Annotated in this window: 12 protein-coding genes; all 12 read right to left on the bottom strand. The window is 33.8% G+C overall.

Annotated features, from left to right (window positions below; all coding sequences use genetic code 11):
* Positions 1-66 precede the first annotated feature (66 nt).
* Positions 67-1,137, bottom strand: coding sequence for an OmpA family protein (locus AC1DY0_RS07585; RefSeq protein ID WP_477188025.1), 1,071 nt, complete (start codon positions 1,135-1,137; stop codon positions 67-69).
* Positions 1,138-1,486: 349 nt separating this feature from the next.
* On the bottom strand, positions 1,487-1,660 hold the full coding sequence (locus AC1DY0_RS07580; protein WP_477188024.1) for a hypothetical protein: 174 nt from the start codon (positions 1,658-1,660) through the stop codon (positions 1,487-1,489).
* Between the two features lie 136 nt (positions 1,661-1,796).
* On the bottom strand, positions 1,797-1,991 hold the full coding sequence (locus AC1DY0_RS07575) for a hypothetical protein (protein ID WP_477188023.1): 195 nt from the start codon (positions 1,989-1,991) through the stop codon (positions 1,797-1,799).
* A gap of 50 nt (positions 1,992-2,041) precedes the next feature.
* The gene (locus AC1DY0_RS07570; protein ID WP_477188022.1) at positions 2,042-2,476 is read right to left on the bottom strand and encodes a response regulator; all 435 of its coding nucleotides are present in this window, start codon (positions 2,474-2,476) and stop codon (positions 2,042-2,044) included.
* On the bottom strand, positions 2,473-5,238 hold the full coding sequence (locus tag AC1DY0_RS07565) for a PAS domain S-box protein (RefSeq protein WP_477188021.1): 2,766 nt from the start codon (positions 5,236-5,238) through the stop codon (positions 2,473-2,475). The genes AC1DY0_RS07570 and AC1DY0_RS07565 overlap by 4 nt, the downstream gene beginning before the upstream one ends.
* Positions 5,239-5,296: 58 nt before the next feature.
* On the bottom strand, positions 5,297-5,842 hold the full coding sequence (locus AC1DY0_RS07560; protein ID WP_477188052.1) for a helix-turn-helix domain-containing protein: 546 nt from the start codon (positions 5,840-5,842) through the stop codon (positions 5,297-5,299).
* Between the two features lie 418 nt (positions 5,843-6,260).
* Positions 6,261-10,595, bottom strand: coding sequence for a CheR family methyltransferase (locus AC1DY0_RS07555; protein WP_477188020.1), 4,335 nt, complete (start codon positions 10,593-10,595; stop codon positions 6,261-6,263).
* A gap of 269 nt (positions 10,596-10,864) precedes the next feature.
* Positions 10,865-11,542 carry a peptidoglycan DD-metalloendopeptidase family protein gene (locus AC1DY0_RS07550; protein WP_477188019.1) on the bottom strand — a complete coding sequence of 226 codons (678 nt, stop codon included), beginning with the start codon at positions 11,540-11,542 and terminating at the stop codon, positions 10,865-10,867.
* A gap of 87 nt (positions 11,543-11,629) precedes the next feature.
* Complete coding sequence (locus AC1DY0_RS07545; protein WP_477188018.1) at positions 11,630-14,038, bottom strand: alpha-ketoacid dehydrogenase subunit alpha/beta; 2,409 nt, start codon at positions 14,036-14,038, stop codon at positions 11,630-11,632.
* Positions 14,039-14,225: 187 nt separating this feature from the next.
* Positions 14,226-17,051 carry a gluzincin family metallopeptidase gene (locus tag AC1DY0_RS07540; RefSeq protein WP_477188017.1) on the bottom strand — a complete coding sequence of 942 codons (2,826 nt, stop codon included), beginning with the start codon at positions 17,049-17,051 and terminating at the stop codon, positions 14,226-14,228.
* A 153-nt stretch (positions 17,052-17,204) separates the two neighbouring features.
* Positions 17,205-17,933, bottom strand: coding sequence for an LOG family protein (locus AC1DY0_RS07535; protein WP_477188016.1), 729 nt, complete (start codon positions 17,931-17,933; stop codon positions 17,205-17,207).
* A gap of 166 nt (positions 17,934-18,099) precedes the next feature.
* Entirely contained in the window at positions 18,100-20,931 is a 2,832-nt protein-coding gene (uvrA, locus tag AC1DY0_RS07530) for an excinuclease ABC subunit UvrA (protein WP_477188015.1), read from the bottom strand.
* Between the last annotated feature and the right edge of the window lie 24 nt (positions 20,932-20,955).

Below are 20,955 nucleotides of genomic sequence, written 5' to 3'. Positions count from 1 at the left end.
GCTGTTGTTTCCAACAGCTCCCTTCACCCAAACCTATCCGAAAAAAGCATTCAAAAAATAAAATATCTAGTATGATGTTTTCAATTCAACTCTTCTATTTTTGGCTCTGCCAGAAGCAGTTTTGTTATCGGCAATTGGTTTGCCGTCTCCAAATCCTAAAGCTATCATTCTGGCTTCGGGAATTCCTTTGCTTAATAAATAAGTTTTTACAGATTCTGCACGCTGTTTAGATAAGTCAATATTGTAAATATCGCCACCAACATTATCAGTATGTCCACCAATTTGCAAATCAGTCGCATTATAACGGTTTAATATTACAACCAAATAATCGAGTTGAACAAAAGAAGATGGTTTTAACTCAGCACTACCATTTTCAAAGAAAAGTTTGCCAGCAATATCAGCTATTTTTTTAACGTCTACTGGTGCAATTGTAGGACAGCCTTTGTCAATAATATTCCCTTTTTCGGATGGACAACGGTCAACATTATCAGTTACACCATCGCCATCAGTATCGGCACAACCTTTTAGCGCTAATGGTCCAGCTGCATCAGGACAAAGATCCACTTCATTGGCTACACCATCATTATCATTATCCAAAGGACATCCATTAGAATCTACTTTATAGCCTGCAGTTGTATTTGGACATTTATCGTCAATGTCTGCAACGCCATCTTTATCAACATCCTGACAGCCTTTTAATTCAAGTGGGCCAGCTACATCAGGACAACGATCTTTGTCATCGGCTATCCCGTCTTTATCGCTATCAGGACAACCTTTCAAAGTTCCTAATCCAAGTACATCTGGACAATCATCTAAATAATCGGCAACACCATCTATATCTTTATCAAGTGGACATCCTGTTTTATCTACAGCTACACCGGCAGGTGTATTAGGACATTTGTCATTTTTATCGGAAACACCATCGTTATCCGTGTCTTTTACTTCATCAAAAAGCGTAGTTGTTAAACCTCCAATTCCATAAAAAGAAATATCGGTTTTATAACTATCAGTTTTCAAATCTCCGTTATGCCGTTTTTCTCCAACAGATATTCCAGTATTATTTTTCCGGTCTTTTGTTTCTGTTGCGTTAATATATGTAAATGCTAAGCAGATACATATGAATAGTAATTTTTTCATTTTGATTGTTTTTTAATTATTTATATCAAAGGTCATTAACAAATTGAGTTTTTTAGTTATATAACTTTTTTAATTAGTTATATGATTCACACCTTTTTAGATAAAAATGTTTGATAAAAAATAGTGAAGTTTGTAAAATCTGTGTAAAAAATAATCACACAGATTTTGGATATTTTAAAGTGAAGATATTGGATAATAAATTATTCAATAGGTCTTATGATTTCACCAAATAGTCCTGTAAAGGGGGGGGGATGACTTTTTGTAAATGGTGAATTAGTGTGCTATTGTTAACAATAGGGGATAATTTTTTTTCTTAATATCTCAGGATTTCAATCCTTTGATTACAAGTTTAAAGAGCTCTTCTTTTTTCTGTAAATACGATATTAGATTTTTTAAAAGCTTCTGTCTTAAAATCAATTTGAATGATGCGAGAATCATCTGCGCCATTTTTTGAAGAAGTTATTTTACCCACTTTACAATTGCTTTTGGGCATGAACAGGAATTCTTTTTCTACTTTATACATCTTTATATTTTTATTGGATTTATTTAATCTTTAGAATACAAAGATGATTGTTTGTGAATGGAATATGATTATATAACTTTTGAAAATAGTTGTAGAATTTACAGTTACAATTTCTTGAAAATTCTATTTGATAAATCTAAGATTCATCTTTTGTAGTTCGTACTAAACTGATTCCTGACATAAAGAAGATTACTCCTAAAACACCATAAATGATTAATGCTTTAATGTCCCTTTCACTGCCAGAAGTGTTAGTAAATATTACTGCATCATAAATAAGCCCACCGATACCGAGTGCTGTTAATAATGCGCCGAAGATTCTTTTGATATTCATGATTTTTATTTTTAAAATTTATAATACTATAGAACTTGAAATTAGTATAATTACATTCTTTCCATATACCAATTCAGTTCCTTTTTCATTTTTCTAAACTCGTAAAGAGACGTTATTATTTTTTGCAAACGAACAAATGCCGTTTCACTTTTGACCACATAATCAAAGGCTTGATGGTGCATACAATCAATCGCTACATCAATTTTATCCTGAGAAGACAACATAATAACCGCAATTTCGGGATTGAATGCTTTTATTTTATCCAAAGTGTCAATACCATTTATCGCGTTTTTATCAATACCGTCCAGATGATAATCCAAAATAATAACATCTGGTTCATTGGATAAATTAGCTAGGCAAAGTTCACCGGTAGAGTAGGTTTCTATTTCAAAATCAGCATGATCCAAAAACTCAATTTCCAAAGATTTCAAGAATAAGGCGTCATCATCGACTAAGAACAGTTTTATTTTGTTTATGGTATTCATTTTAGGGATTTTTTTAATGTTTCTAATTCTAGTTCTAATTCTTTACAGGCTTGCATGCATACATCTTCAAGTTTCAATACCATATTTTCCATTTCATCATTTTGTTGTTGTATCACAACAAATTCTTGAATCTTTTTTGCCATATTTTCAAAATCGGAATGCATTCCCATAATTGAAAATGAAGGAATCATTTTATGAATGGCAGCATTGAGTAAATTCCAATCTTGAACCAACAAACTTTGTTTTAATGTATTAATTAGTTCTGGTGTTTGTTCCAGATACAGACCAATCATTTCAATCATCAATTTTGGATTGGATTTCGTACGGTGGTTCAAGTAATCTAGGTTTATATATTTCACTTTTTCAACTTCTGAGACTTCTGTAGTGCTATTTTTATTTGTTTTTAAATTTTTAGGTTTTTTTATTAACCCAACGATTTTGCTGTACAATACTCTTTCGTCAATTGGTTTTGCAATATAATCGTTCATGCCCACAGCTTTACATTTAGCCAAATCTACCGTAGTTACATCTGCTGTTAGAGCAATGATTGGGATTGCCAATTTCAATGTTTCTCTGATGTATTCTGTGGCTTCAAAGCCATTCATTTCGGGCATTTGTAAATCCATCAAAACAATGTCATATTGTTTTGTTTTGAGTTTTTCGATGGCAATTTTTCCGTTTTCTGCAATGTCACGTTCAAAGCCAAAATCATCCAATACGGTTTTCATCAACAATTGATTGAGCGCCATATCTTCTACCACCAATACTCTGATGCCTTTGATTTCATTATTCAATTCCATTATTTCATTTTCTAGAGCTGCATTTTCTTTTGTTTTTAGAAAAGGTAAAGTAAAACTAAAACGGGAATACTCGTTTATTTTACTTTTGACCCTTATGCTGCCTCCTTGAGATTCCACTAGTTGTTTTACAATGGCAAGTCCAAGGCCTGTTCCTCCATATAATCGGGAAGTTCCGCTCGATGCCTGTTGAAAATTTTCAAAAATGCTTTCTATTTTATGTTCGGAGATTCCTATTCCAGTATCATTAATAGCAAATTCGATAATTACTTTCTCATCGTCTTCATACATTAAATGAACACTTACGGTAATAACACCTTCTGTCGTGAATTTAACTGCATTACTAACTAAATTTAAAATTATCTGATGCAAACGAACAGGATCTCCAACCAATACTTCCGGAATTTTACTGTCGTAATCCGATACTAATTTTAAGTTTTTCTCCTGAATTTTAGTTTCAAATAAATGAAGCATTGAAGACAATGATTTTTGTATTTTGAAAGGTGTTTGCTCAAATGTCATTTTTCCTGCATCCACTTTTGCTAAATCCAATATGTCATTTATAAGGACAATTAAGGCGTCACCACTCATTTTTATCGCCATCAAATATTCTTTTTGCTTGGCTGTTAATTCCGTTTTTAAAACCACTTTTGTAAATCCAATAATGGCATTCATCGGAGTTCGAATCTCATGACTCATATTCGATAAAAATTGTTGTTTTGCTTTTACCGCATTTACAGCAATTTCTGTAGCCAATTCGGCTTTACTTTTGGCCTCTTCGGCCAATGCTGTTGCGAGTTCCGCAAAAACCTTGGCTTCCAATAATTCTGTTGCAATTCTTTTTTGTTCCGTAATATCTCTGGCTACAACCACAGCACCTACTACATTTCCTCTATCATCTTTGTAAACGGAACCGTTAAACAAAACATCGGTAAATTTTTCGTCTTTTATAGTTAACGGATAATCGACGACAAAGCCTTTTGAAAAAACTTTTTTATATCCTTCTCGTGCTTTTTGGGGCTCTGTGAAATAATCAAAGAAATCGGAACCAATCAGTTGATCCCTTGATAGACCGGTAACTAGAACAGTTGCTTCATTTGTATCCGTGATTTTCCCGTTTGGTGAAATGGTAAATAAAGGATCTCTACTGGCTTCAATCAAACTCAAAGAATACTGGGAAGCCAATTTAAGGGAATAACTATGAGCTTCTAATTCTTTGTTTGCAATTTCGCGTTTCTCTTTTTCTTTATTTTGAAATTCAAGCTCCAGATCCGCAATTACGAGTTCGGCAGCTCTACTTTCTTTTTCTCCTGTTTGAAAAATAAGCTCTTTGTTGGCAATGTATAATTCATCGGCCCTTTTTTCTTTTTCATCATTTTGAAAAGCCAATTCTTTGTTGGCAATAACTAATTCAGCTGCTCTTTTTTCTTTAACTTTATTTTGATAAGCTAGTTCTTCATTAGCAATGACCAATTCTGCCGCTCTATTTTCCTTTTCATCGTTTTGATAAGCTAATTCTTTATTGGCTATAAATAATTCTGCTGCGCGTTTCTCTTTTTCATCATTCTGAAAAGCCAATTCTTTATTGGCATTTCTTAATTCTAGTGCCCATTTTTGTTCGGCTATGTTTCTTGCAACAATTACCACTCCTTTTATATTGCCTTGATTGTCGCGATATACAGAACCATTAAATAACACTTCGGTTAGTTTTCCATTTTTGTGACGAAGTGTAAGAGGAGAATCTGAAACTGAACTTTTAGAAAAAACCTCTTGATAGACATTATGTGCTTTTTTTGGTTCTGTAAAATAATCTTTAAAATAAGTTCCAGTCAATTCCTCTCTTGATATTCCAGTAATATGAGTCAATGCTTCATTCATATCCGTAATTTTGCCTTCGGTACTAATGGTAACCAAAGGATCCAAACTGGCTTCTATTAAACTTCTGGCATATTGTGATTCTTGCATGGGGAAACGAGGTGTTGTTTGTTAAATTTATTGTTGGATTTCCAAAAAGATATTGTAATTAATTCCCAATTTCTTCAATTGGACTGCGTCTTTTATTTTTTAATTGTTTAAAGTGAGTAGGAGATAAGCCTGTTACTTTTTTGAACTGACTTGATAAGTGAGCGACACTGCTATATCCCATTTTCCAAGCAATTTCGGTAATATTGAGTTCACCATAAATAATCAATTCTTTAATTCTTTCGGTCTTGTGCGAAATGATAAATTGTTCGATTGTTGTCCCTTGCACTTCCGAAAAAAGATTGGACATATAGGTATAATCGTGATTTAATTTCTCATGTAAATAATCAGAAAAATTGATTTTAATATTTTCATCGGTGTGATGAACCATTTCAATAATTACATTTTTTATTTTTTCTATAAGCATGGCTCTTTTGTCGTCCATCAATTCGAGTCCGGAATCAATTAAACCTATTTTGAGCTGCTCTCTTTGATACATAGAAATAGTTTCCATGATTTCAACTTCGCCTAAATCAACCACAATAAAGTGCAGACCAAGTTTCTTCAATTCTTCTTTTACCGCCATTTTGCAGCGATTACTAACCATGTATTTGATGTATAATTTCAAGTTGTTTCTTATTTAATGGATAGAGTAAAGGTCATCTAGAAATCAACAATTGCTGTTATAGAATTCACAAGATTGTTGTATAATTCACAGGTTGTTGAATATTTTGTCATTGGCAATTATTGAAGAGCGATTAGTCGTTGAGCTTCTAAAAAATATAATAACTAACTATCAGTAGTTCATGCCATTTGTATTTCAATAGTTTTTTTGGAGCAGAAAAATTTGGCTCGTTTAGGAAACATTGGTCCCGCTATTCGTTTCAATCTTGTAAGCCGAACCCCGGCTCACAAGGATTTTCGCTTCTATCGGAGCTAAAGGGAGAAAAAATGTTTTTATATTATCATCAAATGAGTAGTTTCCATTAGTGATTACACAATTCTTACTAATTACTTTTTACCAATCACTTTAATTTTTTCTTAAGCTGTTTGATTATTTTCTCATACAAAAGCTTTTCATCAATTGGTTTAGAGATGTAATCATTCATTCCCACCGTTTTAGATTTTTGGACATCTACAGTAGTTACATCTGCTGTAAGCGCTATGATTGGAATTTTGGAATTCATAGTATTCCGAATGAAATCGGTAGCCTCAAACCCGTTCATTTCAGGCATTAGTATATCCATTAAAATAATGTCATAGCTATTCTCTTTTAGTTTTTTTATGGCCACTTTACCATTTTCGGCAATATCACATTGAAAACCAAATTCTTCTAAAATAATTTTTATCAAAAGTTGATTTAGCGGTACATCTTCTGCGACTAGAACTTTTACATTTTCTAACCCTTCGATCGCATTATAAATATTTTCTGTTTCGGCAGGAATTTCATCACAGAATTTCTCAAAATCCATGATAAAGCCAAAAGTGGAACCTTTGCCTTCTTCACTTTTTACAATTAATGTTCCGCCTTGATGCTCAACCAATTGTTTGACAATGGCAAGACCTAAACCAGTGCCTCCGTATAATCTTGAAATTTCGGTAGAAGCCTGTTCGAAATTATCAAAAATAGTAGCCAGTTTATTTTCAGGAATTCCAATACCTGTGTCAATCAAAGTAAATTCTATTGTGGTTTTTTCTGAATCTTCTTTCAGCATTTGAACACTCAATATTATTTTCCCTTTTGAAGTAAATTTGATAGCATTGCTTATTAAATTCAAAATAATTTGTCGCAAACGCATACTGTCGCCTACAATATATTCAGGAATTCGACTATCGTATTGTTGTTCTAATTTTAAATTTTTCTCTGAACATTTAGATTCAAACAAATAAAAGATATCGGCAATAGATTCAAATATGTTGAAGTTTTTTTTGTCAAAAGTCATTTTTCCGGCATCTACTTTGGCAAGATCCAGGATGTCATTAATTAAAACAATCAATGCACTTCCCGAAGATTTAATGGCTGTGATAAATTCTTTTTGCTCTTTATTCAATTCGGTTTTCAAAACCACATTCGTAAATCCAATTATTGCATTCATCGGAGTCCGAATCTCATGACTCATATTCGACAAAAATTGTTGTTTTGATTTTAAGGCATTTTCAGCAATTTTTGTGTTGTGTTCGGCAATTTGTCGGGCTTCAATTAATTCATTTTTTAGATTAATGTGATCCGTAACTTCATAAGCAATAATGGTTACACCCAAAATAGATTCATCGGCATCAAGATAAGGCTGGTACACAAAATTGAAATAGGCATCTTTTAATTGACCGTTTCGCATCAAAGGAATTAGTAGTTCATATCCTTCTTGTGGAATACCAGTTGTGTACACATCGTTAAGCATTTTTGGAATTTCAGTGTTTTCTAATTCGGGTAAAACAGCAAAAAGAGATTTGCCTTCTATTGCACTTCCTTTTCCCCAAAGATCTTTAATGCTATCATTGGCAAGTTTAATGAGCATATCTTTTCCTTTTAGTATAGCAAAAGAAAAAGGAGAATGCATCAGCATCATACTGTACCGTTTGTTGCTGTCTTCTATGGTTTTAAGTGCTTTTTTCTCGAGTTCAAGTTGTAATTCCAACGCTTTTGTTTCTTTAACTTGGAGTTCAATGGCAAGATTTCGAACATCGGTAATATCAATAATCGTAAGAACAATCAGCTCTTCATTTTCTCTGGCCTGAATGATGCGATGTGCGTTGAGCAACATTATTTTTTTGCCAATAACCGGAAAAATATGTTCTACTTCAAAATCATGGAAACGGTTGTTTTTTGGAACGATTTCTTCCAGAAGTTCTCTTAATTTTTGAATGTTCCATTGATTATTCCCTAATTTATACAAAGATTTTCCAATGCATTCTTCTTCGGTTACATGGAATGTTTTACAAAATGATATGTTTGCCGATTTGATTTTAATATTCTTATCAAGGACAAGCACAGGTTCGTGAACAGTGGAAAGTATAGCTTCGTTATATTGATTTAATTCTTCGACTTGTTGAATTCTGGAATGTAATTCTTGATTGCTGGTTACCAATTCTTCATTGGTTGATTCAATTTCTTCTTTGGAAGTTTCCAATTCCTCATTCAGACTTTGCAATTCTTCATTACTTGAAACTATTTCTTCGTTGGCACTTTGTAGTTCTTCATTAGCGGCTTCCTGATCATGGGTGATAGATCCCATATCTGCCCGCGCTGCAGCAAGTTCGTCTTCAAGTTTTTTTATTCGGCGGTCTTTTGCAATGGTGTTGTTTTGTTGCCCTTTTATAGATTCTTCTTCAGTTTCATGTTGAATGTATCCCGTAAAAATTACGATTAATAAAGGTTCTTCTCCTTCAATGTTCAGCGGTATGGCCTCAATATTTACAATTTGAATGGTGTTATCTATAGGATTACGATTCATTTCAATCCCCATTTTCCGGATTGGGAGTTTTGTTTTAATGGCATGATGAATGGCGTTACGCAACTCAAATGTGATTTCTATATGTGCCATTTTCAAAATATTAAAACTGGCTTTACCAGGAGAATGCTGTAGATACATAGAAGTTAATCCTCGAAATTGAAGAATTTCCAAATCGTAGTTGATAATAACACTTGCTGGCACATGATGTTCGAGCAAAACAGTATCGAAAGCCATTCCTATAGTACCGTTTACTGATGCAGATACTTTTTTGAATGTAGAGGTTGGTATTGTATTTTTATCTGGCATAGTAATATGGGAAAGATTTGAAGTAAGATCTGGAATAGTTCGTAATCCTGAATTTTTTTTTCGGGAATAAAATTTAAATTTTTTATCGAGAATTGTAAAAAGCTGTGTAGTTGTTCCTATAGTTTCCGATTTTCCCAACATCAAACAACCACCATCGTTTAACGCATAATGAAAAGTGGAAATGGCTTTTTTCTGTGCAGTGGTGTCCAAATAGATTAACATATTTCGACAACTGATGAAATCCATTCTTGAAAATGGAGGATCACGCAAAATGTTGTGCTTTGCAAATACACAAACATCCCGTAGTTCTTTAGAAATTCTGTATTTGTTTTTCGATTTTACAAAAAAACGAACTAGTTTTTCTGGTGAAAGAGTTGCCAGTTGTGAAACAGAATATTCTCCAGTTCTAGCAATTCGAATGGCATCGGCACTGAGATCTGAAGCGAAAATTTGAAAAGGAATACTGTTAGGATTATTTTCTTGTATTTCGAGTAATAACATAGCTATCGAATAAACCTCTTCACCAGTTGCACAAGCGGCAACCCATATTCGAAGAGTTTCACCTGTTGCTTTGGTCTCGATTAATTTAGGCAGAATTACATTTTTTAAATACAAAAAAGGTTCAGTATCTCTAAAAAAAGCAGTTACGTTAATCAATAAATCTTGATAAAGAATATCAACTTCATTACTTTGATTGGTAAGTATTTCGATGTATTCTTTTAAAGTTTTAATTTTATGAACTAACATCCTGCGAAGCATTCGTCTTTTGATAGTATTCATTTTGTAGTGACTGAAATCTACATTTTTTCTTTTGTGTAAAAGCTGCAGAATAACCTTCAACTCTGGATTACTATTTTCTATTTCGGCTTCAGGGATTTTTTTTATGGTTGTATTGATTATCAAGGGATGCTGACTGATGCGTGTTAATTCAATTCCAATTTCTTTTGGAGATAATACAAAATCAACAATACCTTCGGCAATTGCAGAATTGGGCATGCTGCTAAATTTAGCTGAATCATCTTGGGCAAAAGTGATTCCGCCTGCTTGTTTTATTTCTTTCAATCCTCTTGTGCCATCATTGGCTGATCCTGATAAAATAACACCAATAACGTTTTCATGGTGCGTTTCTGCCAAAGAAGAAAAAAGTAAATCGATTGAGAAGTTTGAAGTTCGGTTTTTAGGTCGGGGAGTCAATTTTATATGTCCATCAATAACCTCAATTTCTTTATCATTGGGAATAACATAAAAATTATTGGGTTTCAGTAATTCCATGTTATCAATCAACTGGACCTTCATTTGAGTTACTTTGGACAAAAGTTTGTCAAGTAAACTTTTATGATCTGGGCTTAAGTGTTGGACATAGATAAAAGCCATACCTGTGGTAGGAGAAATGTTTTTCAATAATTGGGTTACTGCTTCAAGACCACCTGCAGAGGCACCAATAGCTACAACAGTAAAAGATTTTTTTTTGAGCTCCTTCTTTGAAAACGGAAGTTTTTTTGCAGGGACTTTTGAGATTTTGATTTCTTTCGTTGCTATTAATTTGTTGTTGGGTAGTGATTTAAGTAAACTATTGTCTTCTATGGCCGAAATTGATTTCATGGTACCAATATTTACTTCGGACAGTGGTATTAAAAAGAAATATTCTCTTTAATACATTCCATAAATAGGGTATATCCATACCAAATATAGTCATAAGTACAACCAATAACTATTAATATAGGACTTATCTTTTTGAAAACGTAAGGTTAGTAGTTTGGTTATTTTATTGAAAACCAATAAAAGAGCTTTTAAATAGTGAAAAAGTTGTTACATGTTAGGAAAAAAAGTTTGTGTTTTTCATTTATGGCTAAAAACAAAATATAAGATTATTAGTAAATCTTTAATAACAGATTAGGATCTGGACAATTTTCCAAATAATAATCCAAGTTACTTTTGCTACAAACTCCTGGAAAATCCCCGAAATTTTCTTTTATGTCTTTAATGATCTGAAAATGTAAATGTGGGGAATAATCACCATTTACGCTGGCGTCACCTAATGTTGCCAATTGCTGTCCTTTTGCAAATAAATCACCAGTTTTGATAGATGCGATACTTTCTAAAGACAAGTGACCATATAAAGTATAAAAAATATGATTTTCCAGTTGATGTTCCAGAATAATAGTAGGCCCATAATCTCCCAAGTTATTGTTGTATTGAAAACTATGCACTTTTCCATCGAGAGCCGCCAAAACCGGTGTTCCAGCTTTAATCCATAAATCCATTCCGATATGAATGTTGCGTTCTTCAGTATTTAGATCATTAAAAACCTTACTGCGTTTATATAAATTGCGAATTTCTTTGTAACCTCCATACGCTACTTTCGCTTTGTTTTTAGCTAATAAAAGTTCGACATAAGCTTCAAATTGCGAAGAATCAGTAATGTTCAGTTGATTCAATTCCAGATTGGAAGCCGATAAATCCAATGGAGTGTATTTCGAATAGGGGATAGTGCTGTCGATTACTTTGATGTCATTTAAATCTAAAAATAAAGTTTCTAATGGTGTCATTTAAAATGGTGTAATGAGTTTTGAATAAAGATAAAAAAAAATCCCATTTGCTAGAACAAATGGGATTTTGAATATTACATTTTAAGTTTAATATAAACTTGGATATTTTGAAGGATTTACTTCATGCATCATTTCATATACTTTTTCGTAAATATCTTCAGCAGATGGTTTTGAAAAATAATCTCCATCTGTTCCGTAAGCAGGTCGGTGTGCTTTTGCAGTCAAAGTTTGTGGTTTGCTGTCCAAATGGTTATAAGCATCTTGTTGCTCCACAATTTGTTGCAAAATATAAGCGGAAGCTCCACCAGGTAAATCTTCATCAATAACCAATAATCGATTGGTTTTTGCAATACTTTTTACAATATCACTATTAATGTCAAACGGTAGCAAAGATTGTAAGTCAATAACTTCGCAATCAATACCAACTTCAAATAATTCTTTGGCAGCTTGTTCCACTAGTCGTAATGTAGAACCATAAGAAACAAGTGTTATGTCAGTTCCTTTTCTCAATGTTTCCACAACACCAATTGGCGTTTTGAAATCACCATAATTCAAAGGTGCTTTTTCTTTCAATCGGTATCCATTCAAACATTCGATAACCAGAGCAGGTTCGTCACATTCCAGTAAAGCATTGTAAAAACCGGCTGCTTGTGTCATATTTCTAGGAACCAAAACATGGATTCCTCTTATAGCGTTGATAATCATTCCCATTGGAGAACCAGAATGCCAGATACCTTCCAAACGGTGTCCACGGGTACGTATAATAAGTGGTGCTTTTTGTCTACCAACAGTTCTGTACTGTAAAGTAGCCAAATCGTCACTCATGATCTGAATGGCATACAATAGGTAATCTAGATACTGAATTTCTGCAATAGGACGTAGTCCTCTCAACGCCATTCCAATTCCTTGACCTAATATAGTAGCTTCACGAATCCCAACATCTGCAACTCTCAATTCACCATATTTCTCTTGCATTCCCTCCAAGCCTTGGTTTACGTCACCAATATTTCCTGCGTCTTCGCCAAAAATTAGGGTTTCTGGATATTTAGAAAAAATAGCATCAAAGTTATCTCTCAAAATCATTCTGCCGTCAGTATCTTCTGAGGCATCACTTGGATATTGAGGTAAAACTTCTTTAACTGAAAAAACATTTTTATCCGATTCAGAAAATAAATTACTGCTGAATTTAGGCTGTGTTTTTTTGATGTAATCAGTAATCCAATTGGATAATTCAATTTTGTCTTCTTCATTGATAATCAAACGCAATGTTTTTCGTGCGATTACCATTATTTCCTTTTTTAAAGGAGATTTAATACTTTTTAATGCTGAAGCATTTCTAAGAATTTCCTCTTTTTTGGCACTAGTTGTAGCAATTCTTTCTAAAATAGCAACCAATTCGTTTTGCTCTTCAACTATTGGTCCAATAAAAGCATTCCAAGCGGCTTTTTTACCCTCAAAAACTTCTTTTTTGGCTTCCAAATCAATAGCGTCAATTTCTTCTGGAGATGCAATGTTGATGGCAATCATCCATAATTTCATTTGACGAATACAGTCAAAATCTTTTTCCCAAGCCAATCGGGCTGCATTTTTATATCTTTCGTGTGAACCAGAACTAGAATGTCCTTGTGGTTGTGTTAGTTGATCAACATGAATCAAAACAGGAACGTGGTTTTCACGAGCTATTTGAGCCGCTTTTTCATAAGTGGCAATCAAATCTACATAATCCCAACCTTTTACTTTTAGTATTTCAAAACCATTGGAATTCTCCTCTTTTTGGTATCCTTTTAAGATTTCCGAAATACTTTCTTTAGTGGTTTGGTGTCTTGCATGTACAGAAATTCCATATTCATCATCCCAAACACTCATTACCATTGGAACTTGTAATACTCCGGCAGCATTTATGGTTTCAAAAAACAATCCTTCTGATGTACTTGCATTTCCTATTGTTCCCCATGCAATTTCATTTCCATCGATAGAAAATTGATTTGCATTTGGAATACCAGGAACATTTCTGTATATTTTTGAAGCTTGTGCCAGTCCAAGTAATCTTGGCATTTGTCCTGCTGTTGGAGAAATATCGGCACTAGAATTTTTTTGTTGTGTTAAGTTTTTCCAAGATCCGTCTTCGTTCAAACTATGGGTTACAAAGTGACCACCCATTTGCCTTCCTGCAGACATTGGCTCTAGGTCAATATCAGTATGACCATATAAACCGGCAAAAAATTGTTGAATTGTCAATTCGCCAATAGCCATCATAAAGGTTTGATCGCGATAATACCCAGAACGGAAGTCTCCGTTTTTAAAGCATTTGGCCATGGCAAGTTGTGGAACTTCTTTTCCATCTCCAAAAATACCAAACTTGGCTTTTCCAGTTAATACTTCTTTACGGCCCAATAAACTACATTCTCTGCTTATTATGGCAATTCTGTAATCATTTAAGACTTCGGTTTTAAAATCTTCAAATGTTAAACTAGTATTGACTTTCTCTTTTATCATAATTTAAAAGTATAGCTTTAATGGTGCAAATCTAATCAAAAACTACGTATATATCATTATGTCATTCTGTATTTTTATAATTTTTTATGAAATAATTTCCAGTAAAACGAATGTATTTTTATTATATATTTAATTTTAACTTAAAAAATTGTATAATAGTTTAATATTTTAAAGTTTTTGTTTTGAATTAAAACCATTTTCGGGTAAAAAGATTAATTAATGATTTTGGGTTAAAAATAAAGATAAATCGTATTTTTTCACCGTAATTTTTTTGGTCTGGTTCAAATCCATTAGAAGAATATACAGGAAAGAATAATTCGAAGTAATCTTGAACCAAATTTAGCCGTATTCCACTATCATAAACAAAGTTGTTTTGGAATCCTTTATTTTTTACAAAACCAAAGTCGGCATAGGCATCCACCCAATTCCATAATAGACTATAGCTTAAATTTGTTGTTGCCAACCATTGATTTGATTCGGAAGGACTAACAAATGATTTTAATCCTCCTTGTGCCATAATATATTGCTGACTTAATATTCCTGAGGTATCAGATCGCGCATAAACCGGGTAATCAAACAAATAATCATTTACTCTGGAAACCCCAAAATTATAATTCTGAGTATTATTAGTGTTGTATAAAAAAGTTCCGACAAATGCCCTAATATTAAAATACCGATTGTCATTAAACAACTTACGATATTCCATTTCTGCGGAAATTTTCCCAAAATAACCTGAGAACTGAACATCAGTAAGGAATTTTATATGACTGGTAATTTCTGTTTTTACATTGGAATATTTAAGGTTCAAAATAGAGTAATTGTCTGTACTGTCAATCACGAAGGCAGAGGGCTCTTTGTAAATAATATTGTATTTTATAAATATGGCTTGTTTTCTATTGTCTCTGTAACTAGGTTCACGAAAGTATAATGACAGACTTGGATACAATTTTAAATAAGCGGCATCCTGGGCATAATGAAAATAGGAGCCATTTAAGGAATAGCGCATATTGTACAACCTTCTTTCTCTCAGATATTTGTTTAATATTAATTGATAACTACCGACTATTGATTTGGTATTGATTGAGTACATCGGATTCAAAACAAACATAAACGGTTTGTCGAAGAAACTAAAATTGTAAAAACTAAATCCAGGCGCAAATCCATCATATTTATTGTAAAATAAAGTGGGAACATAAAATAATTGAGAACGATGTGGATCTTCCAAATCTTCAAACAAAGTGAGTTTCAATGGACGATTTAACGAAAAAGAATACAGTGATTTCCAATTATTTCTCAAATTGAATTCAGGAACTTCGTTTTTATAATTGAGTACCAATTTATCAACACTTTTTCTCTCGAATGTAAGTGTAGTGTCTATTTCGTTGGTTTCAAGCCATTTTTTAAAAATAATTTGTTTGTCCTTAATACCAAAAACAGGCATTGGAACCAATGGAACTCCTTTATTTTTTACAGTAAAAGTAACACTGTCTTTTGTGTTGGAAAAATCCCCAAATTTATAGTCTATTGGTTCTCGACTATCTATTATGTATTTAAAAAACCAGTCAATATTTTTTGGAGCTTTTGATTTCAATATGTCTTCAAAATCATTCCTGTCTGTTTGTCCTTCTTTATTGAGTTTATAGAATTGCTGAATCCCAGATAAAACCAAATCATTTCCAAGGTAATCATCAAGATACTGTAAGCTCAAGCCAGCTTTGTATTTATTGGCGATTTGCACGTTGAATTTTATCAATGTGTTTTTTGGTTCATTAAGGGCTTGATCCAAATTTTTGCGAGCCATCAACATATAATAATAACTGTATTGCTCATTAAAATCAGTTTCCGCTAATTTAAATCCTCTAAATAAAAAATATTTGGAGGCCGACCCCATCATTTTGCTGTCAGGATGATATTGATCAATATAGTTCATCATGCTAAACATCTGGATTCCATCATAAATCCAATTGTTTTTTCTGGAATCCAAAAGCAAACTATTTTTAAGGAAATTATTCAAGTATGTTTTTAAAAATTTTATTTCGAATAAAAAATCAGAATGGAAAGGACGCATGAATTTCGGCAACTGATTCAGACCATAAAATGGGTTTTTCTCATAATCTTCCTCCGAAACGATGATTTTTTTATATGGATATTGTCCAATTTGATTATTCGAATAATCAACCACTCGCTTGACGATTGCTGTTTTCAATGAGTCGTCAAATCTTCCGGAACTCAAGTTGGTCATAACTTCTAAATCTCCAATTTTAAAGCTCCTGTAACTGGATTCTTTTTCGATAATAAGATCAAAATCGGTTCTGTTTTTACCAGAAAGACTCACATTTGTTTCTTGCTCGGTTTGTGTTAAATTGGTAACTGTAAAATCCGTTGTGACAGCATTTTTATTCGTAATTTTTAAATCAATATCAAAATCCGAAACTCCATTGGCAATATCGTCAAGGTTTTCGTTACTATATTTTATAAATTGATTATTCTCATAACGGGCAGGGGTAAGGAACCAGTTTTTGAGGTGCATTCCGTATTTTTCAAAATGTCCATACTTCGTAAATTTGTTGCTTGGAATCATGGAAACATAAGTAAGGTGTAATTTTACCTTTTGGCCTGGGACCAATATCCGGTGTAGTAAGACCTTAATATAATCAGGATTTTTTTTGGTTCTTTCCCATGTAAAAACATTTTTGTCTTTATCCTCAATAAATAAATTTATAGTACCTCCACGATCTTCCGACAGGGCCATGTGGAACTTATTGTAGAATTCATCCGAAAATCGTTTTCCCAAAGGACTCTCTCTATCCGAAAATGCATTGTTCCAATCATTCAGCACTATAGAAGTCAGAGTGTCACCCGTTTGGTTATAAAAAGTAATTTCCTGGTCGATTGTCAAGGCATTTGAATTCATATCCACAGCCACAGCCATTTTGGAGTGATGCTGTGCATATTGTTTGTGGTAAACCAACAAAACAATTAAAAGTAGGATGATTTTACCGTGAGTTTTCAATCTGGGGGAATATATAAGTTTCTAAAAAAGAATAAAACTAATACAATTTACAAAAAAATAAGAAAACCTCAGTATTTAATGCGTCAAAATGCACCAATAAGCGTTAAATGAAAAGAGTCGTCTCGTCCCCAAAAGACGAGACGACTCTTAGTATTAAAAATTAGGACTCAAATCGTATTTTTTATAGAAATTATCAAGAACTGCAACTACTTCGTCTTCAGTGTCCACTATTTTGAATAAATTCAAATCGTCTGGGCTTACGGTATGTTCCCTTTCTATCAATACGGTTTTTATCCAATCGATCAAACCGGACCAAAATGTAGTTCCTACCAATATAATTGGAAATTTGCCTATTTTTTTTGTCTGAATCAGTGTAATCGCCTCAAATAATTCGTCCAATGTTCCAAAACCTCCAGGCATTACAACAAATCCTTGAGAATATTTCACAAACATTACTTTTCGAACAAAGAAATAATCAAAATTCAAGTTTTTGTCTCTATCAATATATGGGTTAAAATGCTGTTCAAAAGGCAACTCAATGTTCAATCCCACCGAAGTTCCACCTCCCAAATGTGCTCCTTTATTACCAGCTTCCATAATTCCAGGACCACCGCCCGTAATCACACCATAACCGGCCTTACTGATTTTGAAAGCAATTTTTTCAGCCAACAAATAATAAGGCGCATCGGGTTTTATCCTTGCCGAACCAAAAATAGTTACACATGGTCCAATACGGCTCATTGTATCATATCCATTTACAAACTCGGACATGATTTTAAAAATCGCCCAACTGTCATTTGTTTTTATCTCATTCCAAGTTTTACGCTTTAATTTATCTTGGATTACTCTATCTTCATCGTTGTCAAAATCTTCTAATCTCATATATTTTTATTTTTTGGAGCTATTTCCCGCTATTCGTTTCAATCTTTTTATTTTTAAAGAAAAAATAAAAAGGATTTCCACTGCTATCAGGGCTAGGGCATCTGTTTTCAATTCAACTTTAGTTTCTAAGCTTTGTCAAAGTTCAAAACTTTGACAAAGCTGAACACTAAGCTAACTCTTTTTTCAAAAACTGTGCCGTATAACTTTTTTTATTTTTTACAATTTCCTCAGGAGTTCCTTTGGCTACAAGCTGTCCGCCGCCTTTTCCACCTTCAGGACCAATGTCAATAATATAATCGGCGAGTTTGATAACATCCATATTGTGCTCAATAATTAAGATGGTATTTCCTTTGTCAACCAATTTGTTAATCACATCCATCAACACCCGAATGTCTTCAAAATGCAAACCTGTTGTTGGTTCATCAAGAATATAGAAGGTATTACCTGTGTCTTTTTTGGATAATTCGCCTGCCAGTTTGATGCGTTGCGCCTCACCACCAGAAAGCGTTGTACTTTGCTGTCCAAGCGTGATATAACCCAAACCAACATCCTGAATTGTTTTTACTTTTCGGTAAATTTTTGGTATGTTTTCAAAGAAAGGAACCGCTTCGTCAACAGTCATATTCAATACATCCGAAATGGATTTTCCTTTATAACGAATCTCCAATGTTTCTCTGTTAAAACGTTTTCCTTGACAAGTCTCGCATTCTACATATACATCTGGCAAAAAGTTCATTTCAATAGTGCGAACTCCAGAACCTTCACAGGTTTCACAACGTCCTCCTTTCACGTTAAAACTAAAACGTCCCGCTTTATATCCCCGAATCATGCTCTCGGAAGTCATCGTAAATAAGTTTCTTATCTCGGTAAAAACTTCGGTGTAAGTAGCAGGATTGGAACGAGGTGTTCTCCCAATCGGGCTTTGGTCGATATCAATCACTTTGTCGATATGTTCCAAACCTTCTATTTTTTTATACGGCATCGGAATTTTAACGCCATTAAAATAATAGGCATTCAAAATAGGGTAGAGCGTTTCATTAATCAATGTCGATTTCCCACTTCCAGAAACACCCGTAACACATATCATCTTACCTAAAGGCAATTCTATCGAAACATTTTTTAGATTATTTCCAGTGGCGCCAGTAAGTTTCAAGGATTTTCCATTTCCTTCACGGCGTTTTTCTGGAATTTCCAACTTCATTTTGCCATTCAAATACTGTGCTGTAATTGTATCCGAAGCTAATGTTTCCGCTGGAGTTCCAATACTGATGATTTCGCCACCATATTTTCCTGCTTTTGGTCCAATATCAATCACATAATCGGCTTTTTCAATCATGTCTTTGTCGTGCTCAACAACAATTACGGAGTTTCCAATGTCTCGTAATTGTTCCAAAGAATGAATCAGTTTCTCGTTGTCTCTTTGGTGCAAACCAATACTCGGCTCATCCAAAATATATAAAACGCCCACTAATTGCGACCCAATTTGTGTCGCCAATCGAATGCGTTGCGCTTCACCACCGGAAAGTGATTTAGAACTTCGGCTTAAGGCCAAATAATCCAGCCCAACATTCATCAAGAAAGCCAAACGGTCTTTGATTTCCTTAATTACTTCTGTTGCAATTCGTTTTTGTTTGTCTGATAAATGATGGTCTAAACCCAAAAACCAAGCCGTCAAATCCGAAATATCCATATCACACAACTCGGATATGCTTTTTTCGTTTATTCTAAAATAATTGGCTTCTTTTTTCAAACGGGAACCTTCACAGACTGGACATTTTACTTCATCCATAAATTCCTTTGCCCAACGTTTAATTGTTGTTGAACCGCTTTCGTCATGCTGGTTTTTTATAAAATGGGAAATTCCTTCGAAGTCAATTTTGTAATCGCGTGCAACTCCTAAATCTTTTGAATTGATAGTAAATTTTTCTTTCCCGCCATTCAAAATCATTTCCATTGCTTCAGCAGGGATTTTTTCGATAGCATCGGTTAATTTAAAACCATATTTCTCACCTATAATTTCCATTTGTTTGAAAATCCAAGATGATTTGTATTCGCCCAAAGGAGCAAACCCACCAGCTTTTATCGATAGTTTAGGGTTCGGAATAATTTTGCCAACATTGATTTGATTGACAGTTCCCAATCCGTTACAATTATCACAGGCTCCTTTTGGAGAGTTGAAAGAAAATAAGTTCGGTTCCGGATTTTGATACGAAATACCCGTTGTAGGGCACATCAAATTTCTACTGAAATATCTAACTTCATTGGTGTCTTGGTCTAGAACCATCAATACATTTTCGCCGTGGTGCATGGCGGTGTTAATACTTTCGGAAAGACGTTTTTCGTTGTCTGGAGTGTCTTCAATTACCATTCTGTCGACAACAATTTCGATATCGTGGGTTTTGTAACGATCCAATTTCATTCCCGAAACCAAATCCAGAATATCTCCATTAACACGGACTTTCAAAAATCCTTGTTTGGTTATTTGCTGAAAAAGCTCTGCATAATGTCCTTTTCTAGCACGAATAACTGGAGCAAGAATATTGATTCGTTTTCCCGTAAAATCTTGAATAATCAAATCTTTGATTTGATCATCAGAATAGGAAACCATTTTTTCGCCTGTATTATAGCTGTAAGCATCGGCACCACGGGCATAAAGCAAACGCAGGAAATCATAAATTTCGGTAATGGTTCCCACGGTTGAACGAGGGCTTTTGCTAGTTGTTTTTTGTTCTATGGCGATAACAGGGGAGAGCCCGTCAATTTTATCGACATCGGGACGTTCTAAGCCTCCCAAAAATTGCCTCGCATAAGCCGAAAACGTTTCTACATAACGACGTTGACCCTCGGCATATATTGTGTCAAATGCCAATGAGGATTTTCCAGAACCCGAAAGACCTGTAATAACTACCAGTTTTTCGCGGGGAATGGAAACATCTATATTTTTTAGATTGTGAACGCGTGCTCCTTGAACTTCAATCGTATTGTCTGTATCTAGCATAATTTTTGCAAAAAAGCAAAGTTA

The organism is Flavobacterium sp. P1_E4 (assembly GCF_056405915.1).
Note: the sequence above shows the minus strand (reverse complement) of the source record. Positions and strands in the feature narration are given on the sequence as shown.